The organism is Thermomonas aquatica, from assembly GCF_006337105.1.
GTDB lineage: Bacteria > Pseudomonadota > Gammaproteobacteria > Xanthomonadales > Xanthomonadaceae > Thermomonas > Thermomonas aquatica.
Genome location: NZ_CP040871.1, coordinates 2,586,777 through 2,602,956 on the forward strand (window position 1 = coordinate 2,586,777; position 16,180 = coordinate 2,602,956).

Genomic DNA, 16,180 nt, shown 5'->3' on the forward strand with positions numbered 1-16,180 from the left:
GCCCCTTGCGCGTAAGCGCAATCCCTCGCGCCCCGCAATTCCCATGCGCTAGCGCAGCACGCCTGCGCTAGCGCAGCACGCCGGGCAGGCCGGGCACCGGGGTCAGGGCGCTGCTGAGCTTGATCTTGTAGCTGCGCGGCTTGCCGTCTTCGGGGCCTGCATCGACCGTGCCGCCCAGGGTGTAGTTGAGGCTGCGGCCATCGGCCAGCGCGGTGGCGATGCGCGCGCGGCCTTCCGCCAGCGGCGACACCGTGGTGGTGAACACGTCGGCCGATTCCGGGCCGATCGCGATCTGCGGCTGCGCCTGCAGGGTTGCCGCCGCGCCGTTGTCGAAGGCGACCTGGATGTTGCTGGCGGTGAAGCGCATCGGCACGCTGCTGAAGTTGTTCAGCCGCACTTCCACCTCCCAGCGGCCATCCGCGCGCACGGTCAGCTGCTGGATGCTGGCCGCAGGCTCGGAGATCCGCCGGACCGGGCCGCCGCTGCCGCAACCGGCCAGCAGCAGGGCCACGGTGGCGATCGCGGCGAAACGCGGGATGCGCACCTCAGAAGCCCGCATCGAGCTGGCTGGCCGGCAGTTCGCGGATGTAGGTGTCCTTGGCGATGACGAACGCTTCCGCCAGCCTGTAGGCCTCGCGCCCGAGCGCGGCGCGGGTTTCGTCGCTGGCATTGGACAGATCCTGTTTCCCGGCCAGCGAAACGTACAGGGCGAAGGCGGTGTCGTGGATGTCCATGCGGCGGCTCCGTGGTCGTGGAGTGCGAACATACACCGGGCATGCGACGCATGCGACACAAGGCAAAAACCCCGCACATGGTGGGGTTCGCGATCGTTCACCGGAATGGTGGCCGGGGAGGGAATCGAACCCCCGACACGGGGATTTTCAATCCCCTGCTCTACCAACTGAGCTACCCGGCCAGTGCAGCCGGTGAAACGAGCCGCGCATGATACGGGGCGAAGCCGGGCAGGGCAAGCCGGACGGCCGCTGAACGCGCTGCGCCGGGTAAAGCATCCGTTGGGCGAGCGGGGAGCAAGATCATCGCCACCACTGCCGGAGACCGCCATGAAAGCCCTGATCATCCCGATGCTCGCCGTGCTTGGCCTTGGCGCCTGCGCGACCAACCGCGCCAGCGATGCGGATCGCCTGGCCATGTACCAGGCGCATTCGGGTGCACCGGTGAAGCAGATCCGCTTCTACAACGCGATGGGCTGGGACCGCATCGACGACGAGCACGTCCTGCTCAGCATGCGGCCGAAGGAAACCTGGCTGATGAAGGTCTCTGGCCCGTGCCTGGATTGGGGCAGTGCGTCGCCGGTATTGCGGTTGAGTTCGACCGGTCCGTACGTGATGGCGAAGCTCGATCGCATCCTGACTGACGGTTCCCCGGTGAGTTGCAGGATCGAGGAAATCCGCCCGGTCGACGTGCAGGCGGTGCGTGCGACCGAGGCGGCGCTGCGCGCTCAGGCGTCGGAGGGCACGTAACCCGCCGGCTTTTCCGCGCCGCCGCCGAACAGGAACTTCAGCATCTCGCCTTCCAACAAGGCGCGGTGCTGCGGGTTGAGCGGCGACAGCCGGTTCTCGTTGATCAGCATGGTCTGGTGCGCCAGCCAGCGCTGCCAGGCCGGCTTGCCGACGCTGGCGAACACGCGCTTGCCGGCTTCGCCGGGCCAGGGGGCGAAATCCAGGCCCTCGGTTTCGATCTGGTCCACTTCGCAGAACACCATCCGCGCCATCGTCATTCCTCCAGCAATCGCCGCACCGGTGCGGGCAGGCCGATGGCCTTGAGTTCCGCGCGCGCTGCCCAGCGTAGATCGCCATTATCGCCGACCGCGTCGCGCGGCCGCACCCCGGCGATGCGGTGCGGATGGATCCGCAGCCGGTAGTGGCTGAAGCCGTGGACCATGGCGTCGCCGCTGCGCGCGGCATCGAAATCGCCATCGACATGGCGCTCGAACCAGTGCCGCGCATCGGCGATGTCGGCATGTTCCGGCAGCGACCACAGCGATGCCCACACGCCGGTCGAGGGGCGACGTTGCAGCAATACGCGCTGCGATTCGTCCTCGATGACGAGCATGTGCGCCAAGCGTTCCGGCAGCGGCTTGCCCGGTTTAGGCGACGGCAGTTCGGCGACGCGGCCTTCGCGCAGCGCGGTGCAACCATCCTGCAAGGGACAGATCGCACAGGCCGGGTCGGCGCGCGTGCACAGGGTCGCGCCGAAATCCATCTGCGCCTGGGTGTAGTCGGCGAGCCGTGCATCCGGCAGCAGCGATGCCGCGATGCCCCACAATCTCTTCTCGACCGCGGGCGTGCCGGGCCAGCCTTCGATGCCGAACAACCTGCTCAGCACGCGCTTGACGTTGCCGTCGAGGATCGGCGCGGCATCGCCCCAGGCCTGCGAGAGGATCGCGCCGGCGGTGCTGCGGCCGATGCCGGGCAGGGCGACCAGCGCCTCGAGATCGCGCGGCAGGTCGCCATCGTGCAGTTCGACGCAACGTTTCGCCGCCGCATGCAGGTTGCGCGCGCGGGCGTAGTAACCGAGTCCGGACCACAGCGCCAGCACCTCGTCCTGCGCTGCGTTCGCAAGCGATGACAGGTCGGGCAGTGCATCGACGAAGCGCTGGAAATACGGGATCACGACCGCGACCTGGGTCTGCTGCAGCATGATCTCGCTGAGCCAGACCCGGTACGGCGTGCGCGGATGCTGCCAGGGCAGGTCGTGGCGGCCGTGGCGGTCGAACCACGCGAGCAGGCGCGCGGTGTAGTCGCGTTCGATGTTCACGGCGAGGGCAGCGGCGCGATCGCCGGATCGTCCAGTTCGATTTCCACGCCTTCCAGTCGCGCGCCGGCGACCTCGACGCGCGGCGTGCGCAGCCTGCCTTGCAGCGGCGGCAATGGCGAGCCGCCCGCATCGGCATTCATCCAGTCCAGTACGACGGGCAGGCGGAAGCGTGCGTCGAGCGCGGTGTCGTCGCGGCGCACCTGCAGCGATGCCATGTCGCTGAAATCGACGCGGCCGGCATAGTCCAGCGCGAACGGCATCGCGGACGTGGATGCCGACAACGGTGGCGGCAAGCTGGGCCATTGCTGCGGCCACGCGTCGATGCTGCCATCGAGCCGCAGCACCAGCCGCCGGCCCAGCGCCAGCGCGCCGCGCGCCTGCGCATCCGGGATCGCGCCTTCGCCATCCAGCACCAGCGCGGCCGGATCCAGCGACCATACCGCTTCGTCGAACAGCAACGGGCCGAACGCGCCGAGCGTGAATGGCAGGTCCGAGCCGGCCGAGACATAGCGCGCGGACATGCCGATCTTCGCCGGCGACATCCGCACTTCGTCGTCGCCAAGGCGCAGCGGCCCGGACAGCCGCACCCGCGCCGGCAGCTTCCAGCCCTCGCCTTCGATGGTGATGCCGCCGATCGCGGCGATGCCGGCGCCGTTCTCCGGCTTGCTGAGGGCGATGTCGAGGTCGAACGGGATCCGCGTCGGCGGATCGAGGTAGCGGCCGCGCAGCTTGGTGTTCACCGGGGTTGTCGGCGACAGCGAGGGCAGGGCGATGTCGATGCCGTCGATGCTCCAGTCGTCGTTGACGATGCGGCCGCGCACGATGCGCAGGCCATCGCGCAGGGTGGGGATGCGGGTTTCGCTGGGCGGGCGGGTGGCCAGCCAGCGCTGCAGCGCCGGCACGTCCAGCACCGGCGCATCGAGTTCGACGCGTTGCACGGTGAGGTCGTCGCCGCGTGCGCGGATCGTGCGCCACGGCAGCGAGACGAACACGCGTTCGGCGCGCAGCAGCGGCGCCGGATCGCCGGGGCGCTGGACGACGACGTCGTGCAGCAGCAGTTGCGGCGTGCCGCGCAGGCGATAGTCGACTGCGCCCGAGGCGGTGATGCGCAAGCCGAGCGCATCGCCGACCTTGTCCAGCAGGAAGCCGGTGGCGCGCGGCGGCTGCATCAACCAGGCGAGCAGCGCGACCAGCAGCATCAGGACGACGCTGGCGATGGCCGTGATCCGCAGCAGGCGGCGAAGGGCCGGGATGCTCGGCTCCGTCGCGCTGGTGTTCACCCGCCCAGGCTCTCCGGGAGCATGGCGTCGACGAACGCCTCGGCATCGAACACGCGCAGGTCCTCCGGGCGCTCGCCGATGCCGGCGTAGCGGATCGGGATGCCGAACTCGCGCGCCAGGGCGAATACCACGCCGCCCTTGGCGGTGCCGTCGAGCTTGGTGACCACGAGGCCGGTGACGTTCACCGCGGCGTTGAACTGGCGCAGTTGCGAGATCGCGTTCTGGCCGGTGGTGCCGTCGATCACCATCAGCACCTCGTGCGGCGCCTCCGCATCCAGCTTGCCCAGCACGCGGCGGATCTTGCCGAGCTCGGCCATCAGGCCTTGCTGCGTGTGCAGGCGGCCGGCGGTATCGGCGATCAGCACTTCGGTGCCGCGCGCCTTCGCCGCCTGCAGCGCATCGAAGGCGACCGAGGCCGGATCCGCGTCCTGTCCCTGTGCGACCACCGCAACGCCGTTGCGCTCGCCCCAGGCCTGCAGCTGTGCGACCGCGGCGGCGCGGAAGGTGTCGCCGGCGGCCAGCATCAGGCTGCGGCCTTCGTCCTTGTAGCGGCGCGCCAGCTTGCCGATGGTGGTGGTCTTGCCGACGCCGTTGACGCCGACGGTGAGGATCACGAACGGCCTGCGGCTGGTGTCGATCTCAAGCGGTTTCGCCACCGGCGCCAGCATCGCCACGAGTTCCGCGCGCAACGCCTTGAGCAAGGCGCGCGCGTCGGCGAACTCGCGCGCCTTCATCCGCTTGCGCAGTTTTTCGGTCAGCTCGGTGCTGGCGGTCACGCCGACGTCGGCGGTGATCAGCGCGGTCTCGATCTCGTCGAGCAGGTCGTCGTCGAGTACCGGATTGCGGCCGATCAGCTCGGCCACGTCGGTATTCAGCAGCTTGCCGATCCGCTGCATCCAGCCGAGTTTGCCGGCGGCCGCTGCTGCCGGCTCCCGCGGGGCGTGCCCGGCCGGCGCCTCGAGCTCGGGTGCGGCCGGCGCGGCTTGGACAGCCATTCGGCTGTCAGAAGCGGCGGGGGCGGTGGAAACGTCGGGTTGGGTCGCCTCCGCTGCGCGCTCGGGCGCATCGGGTTTCTTGCGGCGGAACCAGCTGACCATGAGGCCGGGGGAATGTCGGAGAATGGCGCGCATGGTAGCACCCGCCTTCCTTCCGCCCCGATGAACAAACCACCCCGGCCAAGTCGCGGCGAGGCCGCCGGCAGCGTGCGCATCATCGGCGGCCGTTGGCGCGGCACCCGCTTGCAGGTGCCGCACAAGCCGGGCCTGCGGCCGACCTCCGACCGCGTCCGCGAGACCCTGTTCAACTGGCTGATGCCGGTGCTGCCGGGGGCGAAGGTGCTGGATCTGTTCGCGGGCAGCGGGGCGCTGGGGCTTGAAGCCGTGTCGCGCGGCGCGGCCTCGGCGCGCCTGGTGGAGGCCGATCCGCAGCTCGCGCAGGCGTTGGAGTCCACGGCGGCGCGGTTGGGTGCTAGTGCGGAGGTGCAGGTGCGGCAAGGCGACGCGCTGGCCTGGCTGGGCGCGGGCGATGGCGAACGCTACGACATCGCCTTCGTCGATCCGCCGTTCGGCGCCAACCTGTGGCCGGCGGTGCTTGGATTGTTGCCGGCACGCATGGCCGCCGATGCCTGGCTCTACCTCGAAAGCCCCGCCGACCATACGCCCCTGCTGCCCGCGGAATGGGCATTGCATCGCGAAAGCGGCACCCGCGAGGTGCGCTATGCGCTGTACCGGCGCGTTACACTTGCGCAAGTTCCTTAACGGCGGCGATCCAGCCACGACATGACTGCCAGGCGCGTTGCGGTCTACCCGGGCACTTTCGACCCGATCACCAATGGCCACGTGGACCTCGTCGAACGCGCGTCGCCGTTGTTCGAGAAGCTGATCGTCGGCGTGGCCGCCAGTCCGTCCAAGGGGCCGGCGCTGCCGCTGCAGCTGCGCGTGCAACTGGCGCGCGATGCGCTGGCCGGCTGCCCGAACGTGGAAGTGCGCGGCTTCGATTCGCTGCTGGCGCATTTCGTCCGCGAATGCGATGCCGGGGTGCTGCTGCGCGGCTTGCGCGCGGTGTCCGACTTCGAATACGAATTCCAGATGGCGAGCATGAACCGCCACCTGATCCCCGAGGTCGAGACCCTGTTCCTGACCCCGGCCGAGCAATACGGCTTCATTTCGTCGTCGCTGGTGCGCGAGATCTCGCGCCTCTGCGGCGACGTGTCCGGCTTCGTGCCCGTGGCGGTCGCCGCGGCGCTCGAGGCGCAATGGCGCGGCAGGCAAGGCTGAGCCGCGCACCACAACCGCAGCACCGCGAAAACGCACCATTACCGTAGAACGAGGGGAGAGCTTATGAACACGATGACCCGCATGCTTGTGATCGCCTGCCTGGCCCTGCCGTTCGCCGCATGCAAGAAGGAAGAAGCGCCGAAGGTGGTCGAAGCCGCGCCGCTGACCGCGCCGACCACCGACGACGTGGCCGCATGGCGCGCCTACGTCACCGACGTGGCCAAGCGCAACATGGACGGCATCACCAACAGCCCGTACGTCTACTTCCTGCCCGGCGAAAGCAGCGAAGGCTTCGGCGGCCAGTACGAACGCCTGCTGGAGAAGGTCGAAGGCGACCTCGGCCGCGGCATCGTCGAGGGCAACATGCTGGTGTTCGCCTCGCCGTCGTCGGCCAAGATCGGCGAGCTGGCGGTGACCGGCTTCGGCCACGTGCCGGCGGGTTCGCTGAAGAACGTCAAGGTCGTGTTCGTCGGCAAGGCCGAGGACAGCATGAAGGTCGAGGCCGCATCCAAGGCGGCCGGCGTGAAGTACGTCTTCGTCCAGACCAAGTAAGCGCACGACGGTCCGCCCTTCCGCCGCGAAGGGCGGGCCTTGCGGCCCATCCCCACGATGTCGCTGAAGATCAACGAACTCTGCGTCAACTGCGACGTCTGCGAGCCTGTCTGCCCGAACAAGGCGATCTCGATGGGGCCGGACATCTACGTGATCGATCCCGCCCTGTGCACGGAATGCGTCGGCCACCACGACGAGCCGCAATGCGTGGTGGTGTGCCCGGTGGAATGCATCGATCCCGATCCGGAGCATCCGGAAACCAACGAACAGTTGCTGGCCAAGCTGGCGAGACTGCAGGGAGGCGCGCCATGAACCGTTTCGCGATCTTCGTATTGGCCCTGCTGCTGCCGGTTTCGGCATTCGCCCAATCCGCCGCGGCGGACGCGCGTAAGCCGCCGGGCGCAGCGGTGGCATCGGCGCATTCACTCGCCACCGAAGCCGGCATCCAGACCCTGAAGCAGGGCGGCAATGCCTTCGATGCGGCGGTCGCGGTGTCCTCGGTGCTGTCGGTGGTGGAGCCGATCAGCTCCGGCCTGGGCGGCGGCGGTTTCTTCCTGCTGCACGATGCCAGGACCGGCAAGGACGTATTCGTCGATGCGCGCGAAACCGCGCCGGCAGCGGCCACCCCGGACAAATACCTGGACAAGACTGGCGGCCTCGATCGCGATCGCGCCGAAAACGGGCCGTGGGCGGCGGGCATCCCCGGCTTGCCGGCGGCACTGGTGCACGTGGCGGAACAGTACGGCCGGTTGCCGCTGAAACAGACGCTGGCGCCGGCGATCCGCATCGCCCGCGACGGCTTCCCGGTCTATGGCCGCTTCGCCCGCGGCTATGCAGAGCGCAGCGAGGTCATGCAGCGCTATCCGGGCACGCGCGAGGTGTTCCTGCGCAATGGCCATGCGCCGAAGGAAGGCGAATTGTTCAAGCAGCCGGAACTGGCGCGCACGCTGGAACTGCTGGCGGCGAAGGGTTTCGATGGCTTCTATCGCGGCGATACCGCGAAGAAACTGATCGCGGGCGTGAACAAGGCCGGCGGCCACTGGACCGCGGACGAACTCGCCGGCTACCGGGTCAAGGAACGCGAACCGCTGCGCTTCGAATACGACGGCTGGGACATCGTGACCGCGCCGCCGCCGTCCTCCGGCGGCATCGCGCTGGCCGAGATGTTGCAGATCCTGGAGCCGTGGGACCTGGCCAGGCTGCCGCAGGCGGAGCGCGTGCACCTGGTGGTCGAGGCCATGCGGCGTGCCTTCCGCGACCGCACCTTCTACCTCGGCGATCCGGATTTCGTGAAGATCCCGGTGAAGACCCTGATGGATCCGGACTATGCCGCGGGCCTGCGCGCGACCATCCATCCGGACAAGGCCACCCCCAGCGACCTGCTGTCCGGCGAACCGACCCCGCTGGAAGACGAGGAAACCACCCACTTCTCGATCATCGACGCCGAAGGCAACCGCGCCGCGGTGACGCAGACCGTGAACCTGCTGTTCGGCTCGGGCCTGATCCCCTCCGGCACCGGCGTCTTGCTCAACAACGAGATGGACGATTTCGCGCTGAAGCCGGGCACGCCGAACGCCTTCGGCGTGATGGGCTACGAAGCGAACGCACCCAAGCCGGGCAAGCGCATGCTCAGCTCGATGACGCCGACCTTCATGTCGAACGCGGACAAGGTGGCGGTGATCGGCACGCCGGGCGGCACCCGCATCATCACCATGGTGCTGCTCGGCATGCTCGGCTACGCGGACGGCCTGGATGCGCCGCAGGTGGCCGCGCTCAAGCGCTACCACCACCAGTGGTGGCCGGACGTGGTCGATACCGAGCGCGATGCCCTGCCGGCCGACGTGGTCGCCGCACTGCGGGCGATGGGCCACGTCGTCACCGTGCCCGGCGAAGACAACCAGGGCCGGCGTTCCAGCGATGCCTGGGGCAACATGAACACGGTGCTGTGGGACAGGCGCGGCAACTCGCTCAGCGCTGGCAGCGACCCACGCAACGGCGTCGGCAAGGCGGAAGTGCTGGCATCGCCCTAGCGTTTGGCCATGCAGGCGGTCGCGTCAGGGCTTCGTCGGTCCGGCCTGTTCACGGATGGTTTCGGGGTCGCCCACGGTGACTTCGCCCGGCGCGCCGCCCGGCAGCGGGCGCAGGATGGTTTCGGCGGCGGCCTGGTCCAGCAGTTGGACGGCCTGGGTCCCGCCCATCGGGCGGTCGATCCCGGAGATCTGGATCCGCAAAAGCGGATCGTGCAGGAGTTCCTGGCGTAGCTGGCGGCTCTCGCGCTCGTAGCGTTGCTGTGCGCGTGGCAAGACGAAACGGTCGGCGTATTCGAACTTCATGCGGTTCCACAGCGCGTTGGCGGCATCTCGAACCTCGGAATTCGCCTCGCGCCACCTGCTCGCCAGTACTTCGCGCTGCATCCGGTCCTGCTTGCGTTCGGCGGACAGGGCCAGCCATGCTAGCCCCAGCGGTTCGTCCCGGGCCAAGGTATCGCCGCGCACCAGCAGCAGGCCGAGGTTGAACATGGCGCGCTTGTCGCCCCACCGCGCGGATTCCTCGTACATCGCGCGCGCCTTGCGCGGATTGCCCTCCTGCAGAGCCTTGTTGCCCGCGCAGAAGTAGTAATCGCCTGGCAGGTAGCGCTCGGCGCCCGCGGCGCAGGCGATGCGTTCGATATCGGCGAAATGGCCCGCTCGCGACTGCGCGCCGGCGACCTGCACGGCCGCAGACGCGCAAATGCAGGACAATAGGCAGAGCAAGGTCCGTGCGCCCATCGGCTCCTCCCGTGAGCCCGCGCCCACGGAATTCCCTACTACTCCCGCGTCCGCCGCCTTGCAAGTGCGGGAAGCGCAAATCAGGGACGAACGCCATGAAACTCTGGTCGATCCTCGGCAATTCGCAAAAGCTCGACGGCGGCGCGATGTTCGGCAACGCGCCGAAGGCGATGTGGCAGCGCTGGACCACGGTCGACGACGGCAACCGCATCGAGCTGGCCTGCCGCGCGCTGTTGGCGTCACCGCTGAACGGGAAGACGGTGCTGTTCGAGACCGGCATCGGCGCGTTCTTTCCGCCTGCGCTGCGCGAACGCTACGGCGTGCAGGAAGCGCGGCACGTGTTGCTGGAATCGCTGGGCGAGGCCGGCTTCAGGCATGAGGACATCGATGTCGTCGTGCTCTCGCACCTGCATTTCGACCACGCCGGCGGCTTGCTGGCGGCATGGGAAGAGGGCGAACCGCCGCGCCTGCTGTTCCCGAACGCCGCCTACATCGTCGGTGCGCAGCACTGGCAGCGCGCGCGCGCTCCGCATCCGCGCGATCGCGCCAGCTTCATCCCCGAATTGCCGGGTTTGCTGGAAGCCAGCGGGCGGCTGGAAATCGTCGATGGCGATTCCTCGCGGGCGCTGGGCGACAGCGTGCGCTTCCACCACAGCGACGGGCACACGCCGGGGCTGTTGCTGGCGGAGATCGTCGGGCCCGAAATCGTGGATGGCGAAGCGCACGGCGGCGTGGTGTTCTGCGCGGACCTCATTCCCGGCCGGCCGTGGGTGCACGTGCCGATCACCATGGGCTACGACCGCAACGCCGAGCTGCTGATCGACGAGAAGCGCGCCTTCCTCGAGGACAAGCTGGCGCGCAACGTGCATCTGTTCTTCACCCACGATCCGGGCTGCGCGCTGGCGCAGGTCGCCCGCGACGAGAAGGGCAAGTTCGGAACCACGCACGAACACGCGGAATTGCATGCCCGCGCACTTGTCGCCTGAGCCCTGACGATGCCCAAGATCACCCTGTTGTTCGCCGCCTTGCACGCCTTGTTGTTGCTGGCGCTGGCGGTGCCGATCGCGCGGTACCGGCATGCGCACAAGATCGGCCTGGGCGATGGCGGCGACAAGCTGCTCGCGCGCAGGATCCGCGTGCACGGCAACTTCATCGAGCATGTGCCGTTGGCACTGCTGTTGCTGGCGATGCTGGAGCTGTGCGGCTTGCCGGCGGTCGGGGTTTGGAGCTTCGGCAGCGTCCTGCTGCTCGGCCGGCTGTTGCATGCCGCCGGGTTGTCACGCCACGGCGGCTACTCGTTCGGGCGCTTCTGGGGTACCTCGCTGACCTGGCTGTCGCTGCTGCTGATGGCCCTGGCGGGCCTGTGGCTGGCGCTGCGCTGAGCGCGGCTCAATCCACCGGCGTACCGAACAAACGATCGCCGGCATCGCCCAGCCCGGGCAGGATGTAGGCATCGTCGTTGAGGCGCTGGTCGATCGCGGCGACGTAGACCTCGATGTCCGGATGCGCGGTTTCGAGTGCGCGCAGGCCTTCCGGCGCGGCGACCAGGAACAGGCACTTGAAGCGCGTGCAGCCGGCGGCCTTGAGCATGTCGATGGCGGCGATCGCGCTGCCGCCGGTGGCGAGCATCGGGTCGATCAGCATCGCCGTGCGTTGGCCCATGTGGTCGGCCAGCCGCTCGTAATAGGTTTCCGGCTGGTGCGTGGTCTCGTTGCGGCGCAGGCCGATCACGCTGACCGCGGCGGACGGCAGCATCGCCTGCACGCCGGGCAGGAAGCCGAGGCCCGCGCGCAGGATCGGCACCAGCGTGACCTTTTCGCCGCGCACGTGCGCCACGTCCAATGGCCCGGCCCAGGTGGGTACGCTGCGGGTTTCCACCGGCATGTCGCGGGTGGCCTCGTAGGCGAGCATCGCGGCGATCTCGCTGGCCAGCTGGCGGAACAGCACCGGATCGGTGCCGATGTCGCGCAGCTTGCCGAGCTTGTGCTGGATGAGCGGATGGCGGACTTCGACGGTCTTCATCCGCGCAGGCTAGCGCAGGCGGGGCCCAAAACAGAACAGGGCAGCCACTGGCCGCCCTGTTCGATGCCGCGAGATGCGCAAATCAGGCCGCGGCGGCCTGCTCCACGCGCGGGCCTTCCAGCAGGGCGCGCTTGACCATCGCCACCACCAGCTTCAGCTCGTCCTCGCTCACCGCGAAGTGCGGGGTGAAGCGCAGCGAGTTCTCGCCGCCGTGGATCACGCCGATGCCCTGTTCGCGCATCCATTCCTCGGTGGAGCCGGTGCCGTAGCCCTTGTAGCCGGCGGCCAGCTCGCAGGAGAACAGCAGGCCGGTGCCCTGCACCTTGGTGATGCGGCCGTCGGTCTCGGCCTTCAGCGCTTCCAGCAGTGCCAGCACCTGCTTGCCGCGCTGCTGGATGTTGCTGCGCAGTGCCGGCGTGATCGCACCGAGCACCGCGCAGGCCACGTCCAGCGCGCGCGGGTTGGCGGTCATGGTGTTGCCGTACAGGCCGCGCTTGTAGATCGCGGCGGTGGCTTCGGTGACGGCGAGCACCGACAGCGGGTACTGGCCGGCGTTGAGCGCCTTGGAATAGGTTTCCATGTCCGGCGCCTCGGCCTGTTCGAAGCCGGGGTAGTCGACGATCGACAGGTAGCCGGTGGCGCGCAGGCCGGCCTGGATCGAATCGACCAGCAGCAGGCTGCCGTGGCCGCGGGTCAGCTCGCGCGCCAGGTTGTAGTACTCGACCGGCACGCTGCGGCCCGGGTCGCCTTCGCCCATCACCGGTTCCAGGAACATCGCCTCGATGAACCAGCCGTTGGCGTCGGCATCGGCGAAGGCCTTGCGCAGCGCGGCGGTGTCGTACGGCGCGACCGCGATCACCGAATCCTCGCCGCGGAAGCTGGCCAGGTGCTCGACGTAGGCCTTGCGGCTGGAATCCGAATACAACGCCGGGCGCTCGGTGCGGCCGTGGAAGGCGCCCTTCACGACGACGCGCTTGATCGCCTTGCCGGCGTGGCGCGCGCCCGGGTCGGTCAGGGTCTTGGCATTGGCATCGACGATGCGCGCCGCCAGCGAGACCGATTCCGAACCCGAGTTCAGGCACAGGAAGGCGGCGTAGGGGCAGCCGCCGCGGGTCTGGCCGATTTCCTTGCGCATCGCATTGGCGAAGCGCAGCTGCGAGACGTGCGGGGTCATGATGTTGGCCATCGCCTGCGGCTTGGCCATCGCCTCGATCACCGCGGCCGGCGCATGGCCCAGGCCGAGCATGCCGTAGCCGCCGGTGTCGTACACCACCGCGCCCTTCAGGGTCACGATCCACGGGCCGCGCGCGGTCAGCGCCACGTACGGGTTGGCGTTGTCCTGCGAATAGAAATTGACGAAGCCGGACTGGACCTGCGCGCGCTGCGCGTCTTCATCCAGGTCCAGCAGTTCCGGGAAGTCGGCGCGCACCAGCGCGTACTCGGCGGCGGCGGCATGGATGGCGTCGGCCAGCTGCGGGTCGCGGGCGGCGAAGGCGAGCACGCTGGCATCGTCCAGGCCGGTGGTGCGGGTCTTGCCGTGGGCGCGCAGCGGGGCGAGGGTATCGAGCAGGGTCATGGCGGCCTCCTGGGTGCGGGCACAAATGCGGAAACGAGCATTATCGCCGTTCCCCTGCCATTCGATAGGGATGATCCGGCCGAATAACGGGGCAATCCGGGCGAATCGACGCTACAATCCGTCGATATGCGCATAACCCCGGCCGACGAACAGCTCCTGTCCCTGCTCCGCGAGGACGCCCGCGCCTCCACCGCGGACATCGCCCGCAAGCTGGGCCTGTCGCGCACCACGGTGCAGAACCGGATCGCCCGGCTGGAGGCGCAGGGCGTGATCCGCGGCTATACCGTGCGGGTCGACGACGAGTACGAGCGCAGCCGGATCCGCGCGCACATCCTGATCACCCTGCGGCCGAAGCAGATGCCGACCGTCGCCCGTGCGCTGCAGGCGATGCCGGAAGTGCGCGTGCTGTATTCGATCAGCGGCGGCCACGATCTGATCGCGCTGGCGGTCACCGCCGGCGTCGGCGAGATGGACGTGCTGACCGATGCGATCGGCGCGATCGACGGGGTGGAGCGCACCACTACCTCGATCATCCTCTCGACCAAGTTCGAGCGTTGATGCGGGCCGCTACAATGCGCGCCCCGCTTGTGTTTCGTTGCCCTTGAAGAAGTCCGATTTCCATTTCGAGTTGCCGGCCGAGCTGATCGCGCAGGCGCCGCTGCCGGAGCGTTCGGCCAGCCGCCTGCTGCTGGTGCCGCCGGGCGATGCGGCGTTCGCCGACCTTGGCGTGCGCGACCTGCCCACGCTGCTGCAGCCGGGCGACCTGCTGGTGTTCAACGACACCCGGGTGATCCCGGCGCGGCTGTTCGGCAACAAGGCCACCGGCGGTCGGGTGGAAATCCTCATCGAGCGCCTGCTGCCCGGCAACGAGGCGCGGGCGCAGCTCGGCGTCAGCAAGTCGCCGCAACTCGGCAGCCGCATCGCGCTGGATGCCGGCGGCGTGGCGGAAGTGTTGTCGCGCGATGAAGCAGGTTTCTGGCAGCTGCGCTTCCATGTCGCCGAGCCGCTGGAGAACTGGCTGCTGCATGCCGGCCGCCTGCCGCTGCCGCCATACATCCAGCGCGAGCCCGGCGCCGACGATGCCGAGCGCTACCAGACCGTGTTCGCCCGCGAGATTGGCGCGGTCGCCGCGCCCACCGCCGGCCTGCATTTCGACGATGCCTTGCTCGATGCCTTTCGCGCACGCGGCGTGCAGTTCGGCCACGTCACCCTGCATGTCGGTGCCGGCACCTTCCAGCCGATGCGGGTGGACGATATCCGCGAGCACCGCATGCACAGCGAGTGGATCAATGTCGGCGCGGAGCTGGTGCAGCAGGTGCGCAGGACGCGCGCGGCGGGCGGGCGGGTGGTCGCGGTGGGCACCACCGTGTTGCGCGCGCTGGAAAGCGCTTTGGTCGATGGCGAGCTGCAGCCGTTCGCCGGCGAGACCAACATCTTCATCTTCCCCGGCTACCGCATCCGCAGCATCGATGCGCTGATGACCAATTTCCACCTGCCGGAAAGCACCCTGCTGATGCTGGTCTCCGCGTTCGCCGGCAAGGAGCGCGTGTTCGCCGCCTACGAACACGCGGTGCGCGAGCGCTACCGCTTCTTCAGCTATGGCGATGCGATGTTGTTGTTTCCGGCGCAGGGCCAGGCATGAGTTGCGACGCAATCACGACGGGCAGGGCGCGCCGACCGGGTACTCCGGAAAGCGCGCCATGGATGGCGCGCGGCGGCGCATCGAACATGGACGTTCGCATAAGCCGAGGAGGAGTGCCCGGTCGGCGCGCCCTGCGATCGAAAACGCAGGGTTTCCCCGCATGAGCCGCATGGACTTCGAATTGCTGGGAACGGACGGCGCCGCGCGTCGCGGCCGCATCACCTTCCCGCGCGGCACCATCGAAACCCCGGCATTCATGCCGGTGGGCACCTACGGTTCGGTCAAGGGCGTGCTGCCGCACCAGATCGAGGACCTCGGCGCCGAGATCATCCTCGGCAACACCTTCCACCTGTTCCTGCGGCCCGGGCTCGACGTCATCGAAGCGCATGGCGGCCTGCATGGCTTCGCCCGCTGGGACAGGCCGATCCTCACCGATTCCGGCGGCTTCCAGGTGTTCTCGCTGGCGCACCGCCGCAAGATCACCGAAGCAGGCGTGACCTTCGCCGCGCCCACCGACGGCAGCAAGGTGTTCCTCGGTCCCGAGGAATCCATGCACATCCAGAAGGTGCTGGGCAGCGACATCGTGATGATCTTCGACGAATGCCCGCCGGTGACCGTGGACGGGCAGCCGGTCGACAAGCGGGTGGTCGAGCGTTCGATGGAACTGTCGCTGCGCTGGGCCGCGCGCTCCAAGATCGCCCATGAGGGCAACGACGCGGCGCTGTTCGGCATCGTCCAGGGCGGCGTGCACCACGACCTGCGCTCGCGTTCGGCGGAAGGCCTGCGCGGGATCGGCTTCGACGGCTACGCGATCGGCGGCCTCGCGGTCGGCGAGACCGAGGCCGAGCGCAACGCCATGCTCGACCACACCGCGCCGCAATTGCCCGAAGACCGTCCGCGTTACCTGATGGGCGTGGGCCGGCCGGAGGACCTGGTGGAGGCGGTGGCGCGCGGGGTCGACATGTTCGACTGCGTGATGCCGACCCGCAACGCCCGCAACGGCCACTTCTTCACCTCGACCGGCACCATCCGCATCCGCAACGCCCAGTACGAGCGCGACCTGCGCCCGATCGAGGAGGGCTGCGACTGTTATTCCTGCGCGGGCGGCTTCAGCCGCAGCTACCTGCGCCACCTCGACCGTTGCAACGAGATGCTGGCGCCGATGCTGGGCACCCTGCACAACCTGCGCTACTACCAGCGGCTGATGGCGCAGATCCGCGCGGCCATCGAAACGGGAACCTTCGCGGCGTTCCGCGAGTCCTTCTACGCGGCCCGCCGGGCTTGAA

At 68.8% G+C, this 16,180-nt stretch carries 19 protein-coding genes, 1 tRNA gene and 1 pseudogene; 11 read left to right on the plus strand and 10 right to left on the minus strand.

The genetic code is table 11. The features are described 5' to 3' along the window. Positions 1-67 precede the first annotated feature (67 nt). The 3 genes from FHQ07_RS12240 to FHQ07_RS12250 all read right to left on the minus strand — a co-directional run bounded on the left by FHQ07_RS12240 (position 68) and on the right by FHQ07_RS12250 (position 916). The gene (locus FHQ07_RS12240) at positions 68-544 is read right to left on the minus strand and encodes a hypothetical protein (RefSeq protein ID WP_139717089.1); all 477 of its coding nucleotides are present in this window, start codon (positions 542-544) and stop codon (positions 68-70) included. A 1-nt stretch (position 545) separates the two neighbouring features. Continuing rightward, positions 546-734 carry a hypothetical protein gene (locus FHQ07_RS12245; protein ID WP_139717091.1) on the minus strand — a complete coding sequence of 63 codons (189 nt, stop codon included), beginning with the start codon at positions 732-734 and terminating at the stop codon, positions 546-548. Between the two features lie 106 nt (positions 735-840). Beyond that, a tRNA-Phe gene (locus tag FHQ07_RS12250) sits at positions 841-916 on the minus strand. 145 nt (positions 917-1,061) lie between these two features. Between FHQ07_RS12250 and FHQ07_RS12255 the strand changes: the two genes are divergently transcribed. After that, positions 1,062-1,481, plus strand: a complete 420-nt coding sequence (locus FHQ07_RS12255; protein ID WP_139717093.1) for a DUF6491 family protein — start codon at positions 1,062-1,064, stop codon at positions 1,479-1,481. On the opposite strand, the gene FHQ07_RS12260 is transcribed toward FHQ07_RS12255, so the two are convergent. The 4 genes and pseudogenes from FHQ07_RS12260 to ftsY all read right to left on the minus strand — a co-directional run. Continuing rightward, positions 1,460-1,732: an oxidative damage protection protein gene (locus FHQ07_RS12260; RefSeq protein ID WP_139717095.1), complete on the minus strand. Its 273-nt coding sequence runs from the start codon at positions 1,730-1,732 to the stop codon at positions 1,460-1,462. The genes FHQ07_RS12255 and FHQ07_RS12260 overlap by 22 nt on opposite strands. Before the next feature lie 2 nt (positions 1,733-1,734). Continuing rightward, positions 1,735-2,778, minus strand: coding sequence for an A/G-specific adenine glycosylase (gene mutY, locus FHQ07_RS12265; protein ID WP_240703488.1), 1,044 nt, complete (start codon positions 2,776-2,778; stop codon positions 1,735-1,737). Next, on the minus strand, positions 2,775-4,058 hold the full coding sequence (locus FHQ07_RS14590; RefSeq protein ID WP_240703489.1) for an AsmA family protein: 1,284 nt from the start codon (positions 4,056-4,058) through the stop codon (positions 2,775-2,777). The genes mutY and FHQ07_RS14590 overlap by 4 nt, the downstream gene beginning before the upstream one ends. After that, positions 4,055-5,128: pseudogene (gene ftsY / locus FHQ07_RS12270) on the minus strand (signal recognition particle-docking protein FtsY); the annotation flags it as partial. The gene FHQ07_RS14590 and the pseudogene ftsY, both read right to left, overlap by 4 nt. An 87-nt stretch (positions 5,129-5,215) precedes the next feature. Between ftsY and rsmD the strand changes: the two are divergent. The 5 genes from rsmD to ggt all read left to right on the plus strand — a co-directional run bounded on the left by rsmD (position 5,216) and on the right by ggt (position 8,916). Then, positions 5,216-5,815, plus strand: a complete 600-nt coding sequence (rsmD, locus tag FHQ07_RS12275; RefSeq protein ID WP_139717100.1) for a 16S rRNA (guanine(966)-N(2))-methyltransferase RsmD — start codon at positions 5,216-5,218, stop codon at positions 5,813-5,815. Positions 5,816-5,836: 21 nt separating this feature from the next. Beyond that, the gene (coaD, locus tag FHQ07_RS12280; RefSeq protein ID WP_139717102.1) at positions 5,837-6,334 is read left to right on the plus strand and encodes a pantetheine-phosphate adenylyltransferase; all 498 of its coding nucleotides are present in this window, start codon (positions 5,837-5,839) and stop codon (positions 6,332-6,334) included. Between the two features lie 72 nt (positions 6,335-6,406). Then, positions 6,407-6,886: a hypothetical protein gene (locus tag FHQ07_RS12285; protein WP_139717104.1), complete on the plus strand. Its 480-nt coding sequence runs from the start codon at positions 6,407-6,409 to the stop codon at positions 6,884-6,886. Between the two features lie 57 nt (positions 6,887-6,943). Next, positions 6,944-7,198 carry a YfhL family 4Fe-4S dicluster ferredoxin gene (locus tag FHQ07_RS12290; RefSeq protein ID WP_139717106.1) on the plus strand — a complete coding sequence of 85 codons (255 nt, stop codon included), beginning with the start codon at positions 6,944-6,946 and terminating at the stop codon, positions 7,196-7,198. Continuing rightward, positions 7,195-8,916 carry a gamma-glutamyltransferase gene (gene ggt / locus FHQ07_RS12295; protein ID WP_139717108.1) on the plus strand — a complete coding sequence of 574 codons (1,722 nt, stop codon included), beginning with the start codon at positions 7,195-7,197 and terminating at the stop codon, positions 8,914-8,916. The genes FHQ07_RS12290 and ggt overlap by 4 nt, the downstream gene beginning before the upstream one ends. 24 nt (positions 8,917-8,940) lie before the next feature. Here the strand turns inward: ggt and FHQ07_RS12300 are convergent, their stop codons facing one another. After that, entirely contained in the window at positions 8,941-9,681 is a 741-nt protein-coding gene (locus tag FHQ07_RS12300) for an SEL1-like repeat protein (RefSeq protein ID WP_139717110.1), read from the minus strand. Positions 9,682-9,749: 68 nt separating this feature from the next. On the opposite strand from FHQ07_RS12300, the gene FHQ07_RS12305 reads away from it, so the two are divergent. Continuing rightward, complete coding sequence (locus FHQ07_RS12305; protein WP_139717112.1) at positions 9,750-10,640, plus strand: MBL fold metallo-hydrolase; 891 nt, start codon at positions 9,750-9,752, stop codon at positions 10,638-10,640. A gap of 9 nt (positions 10,641-10,649) precedes the next feature. Continuing rightward, the gene (locus FHQ07_RS12310) at positions 10,650-11,036 is read left to right on the plus strand and encodes an MAPEG family protein (RefSeq protein WP_139717113.1); all 387 of its coding nucleotides are present in this window, start codon (positions 10,650-10,652) and stop codon (positions 11,034-11,036) included. A 7-nt stretch (positions 11,037-11,043) separates the two neighbouring features. Here FHQ07_RS12310 and upp read toward each other — a convergent pair whose 3' ends face one another. Beyond that, positions 11,044-11,676 (minus strand): uracil phosphoribosyltransferase, encoded by a 633-nt coding sequence (gene upp, locus FHQ07_RS12315; RefSeq protein WP_139717115.1) that lies wholly within the window; start codon positions 11,674-11,676, stop codon positions 11,044-11,046. A gap of 82 nt (positions 11,677-11,758) precedes the next feature. After that, positions 11,759-13,252, minus strand: a complete 1,494-nt coding sequence (locus FHQ07_RS12320; RefSeq protein ID WP_139717117.1) for an aminotransferase class III-fold pyridoxal phosphate-dependent enzyme — start codon at positions 13,250-13,252, stop codon at positions 11,759-11,761. A 126-nt stretch (positions 13,253-13,378) separates the two neighbouring features. Here FHQ07_RS12320 and FHQ07_RS12325 point away from each other — a divergent pair, with 126 nt between their 5' ends. The 3 genes from FHQ07_RS12325 to tgt all read left to right on the plus strand — a co-directional run bounded on the left by FHQ07_RS12325 (position 13,379) and on the right by tgt (position 16,179). Further along, positions 13,379-13,810: an Lrp/AsnC family transcriptional regulator gene (locus FHQ07_RS12325; RefSeq protein WP_139717120.1), complete on the plus strand. Its 432-nt coding sequence runs from the start codon at positions 13,379-13,381 to the stop codon at positions 13,808-13,810. Positions 13,811-13,853: 43 nt separating this feature from the next. Further along, a complete protein-coding gene (gene queA / locus FHQ07_RS12330; RefSeq protein ID WP_240703490.1) occupies positions 13,854-14,894 on the plus strand; it encodes a tRNA preQ1(34) S-adenosylmethionine ribosyltransferase-isomerase QueA in 1,041 nt (346 codons plus the stop codon). Positions 14,895-15,054: 160 nt separating this feature from the next. Beyond that, on the plus strand, positions 15,055-16,179 hold the full coding sequence (gene tgt / locus FHQ07_RS12335) for a tRNA guanosine(34) transglycosylase Tgt (RefSeq protein ID WP_139717124.1): 1,125 nt from the start codon (positions 15,055-15,057) through the stop codon (positions 16,177-16,179). Position 16,180 lies beyond the last annotated feature (1 nt).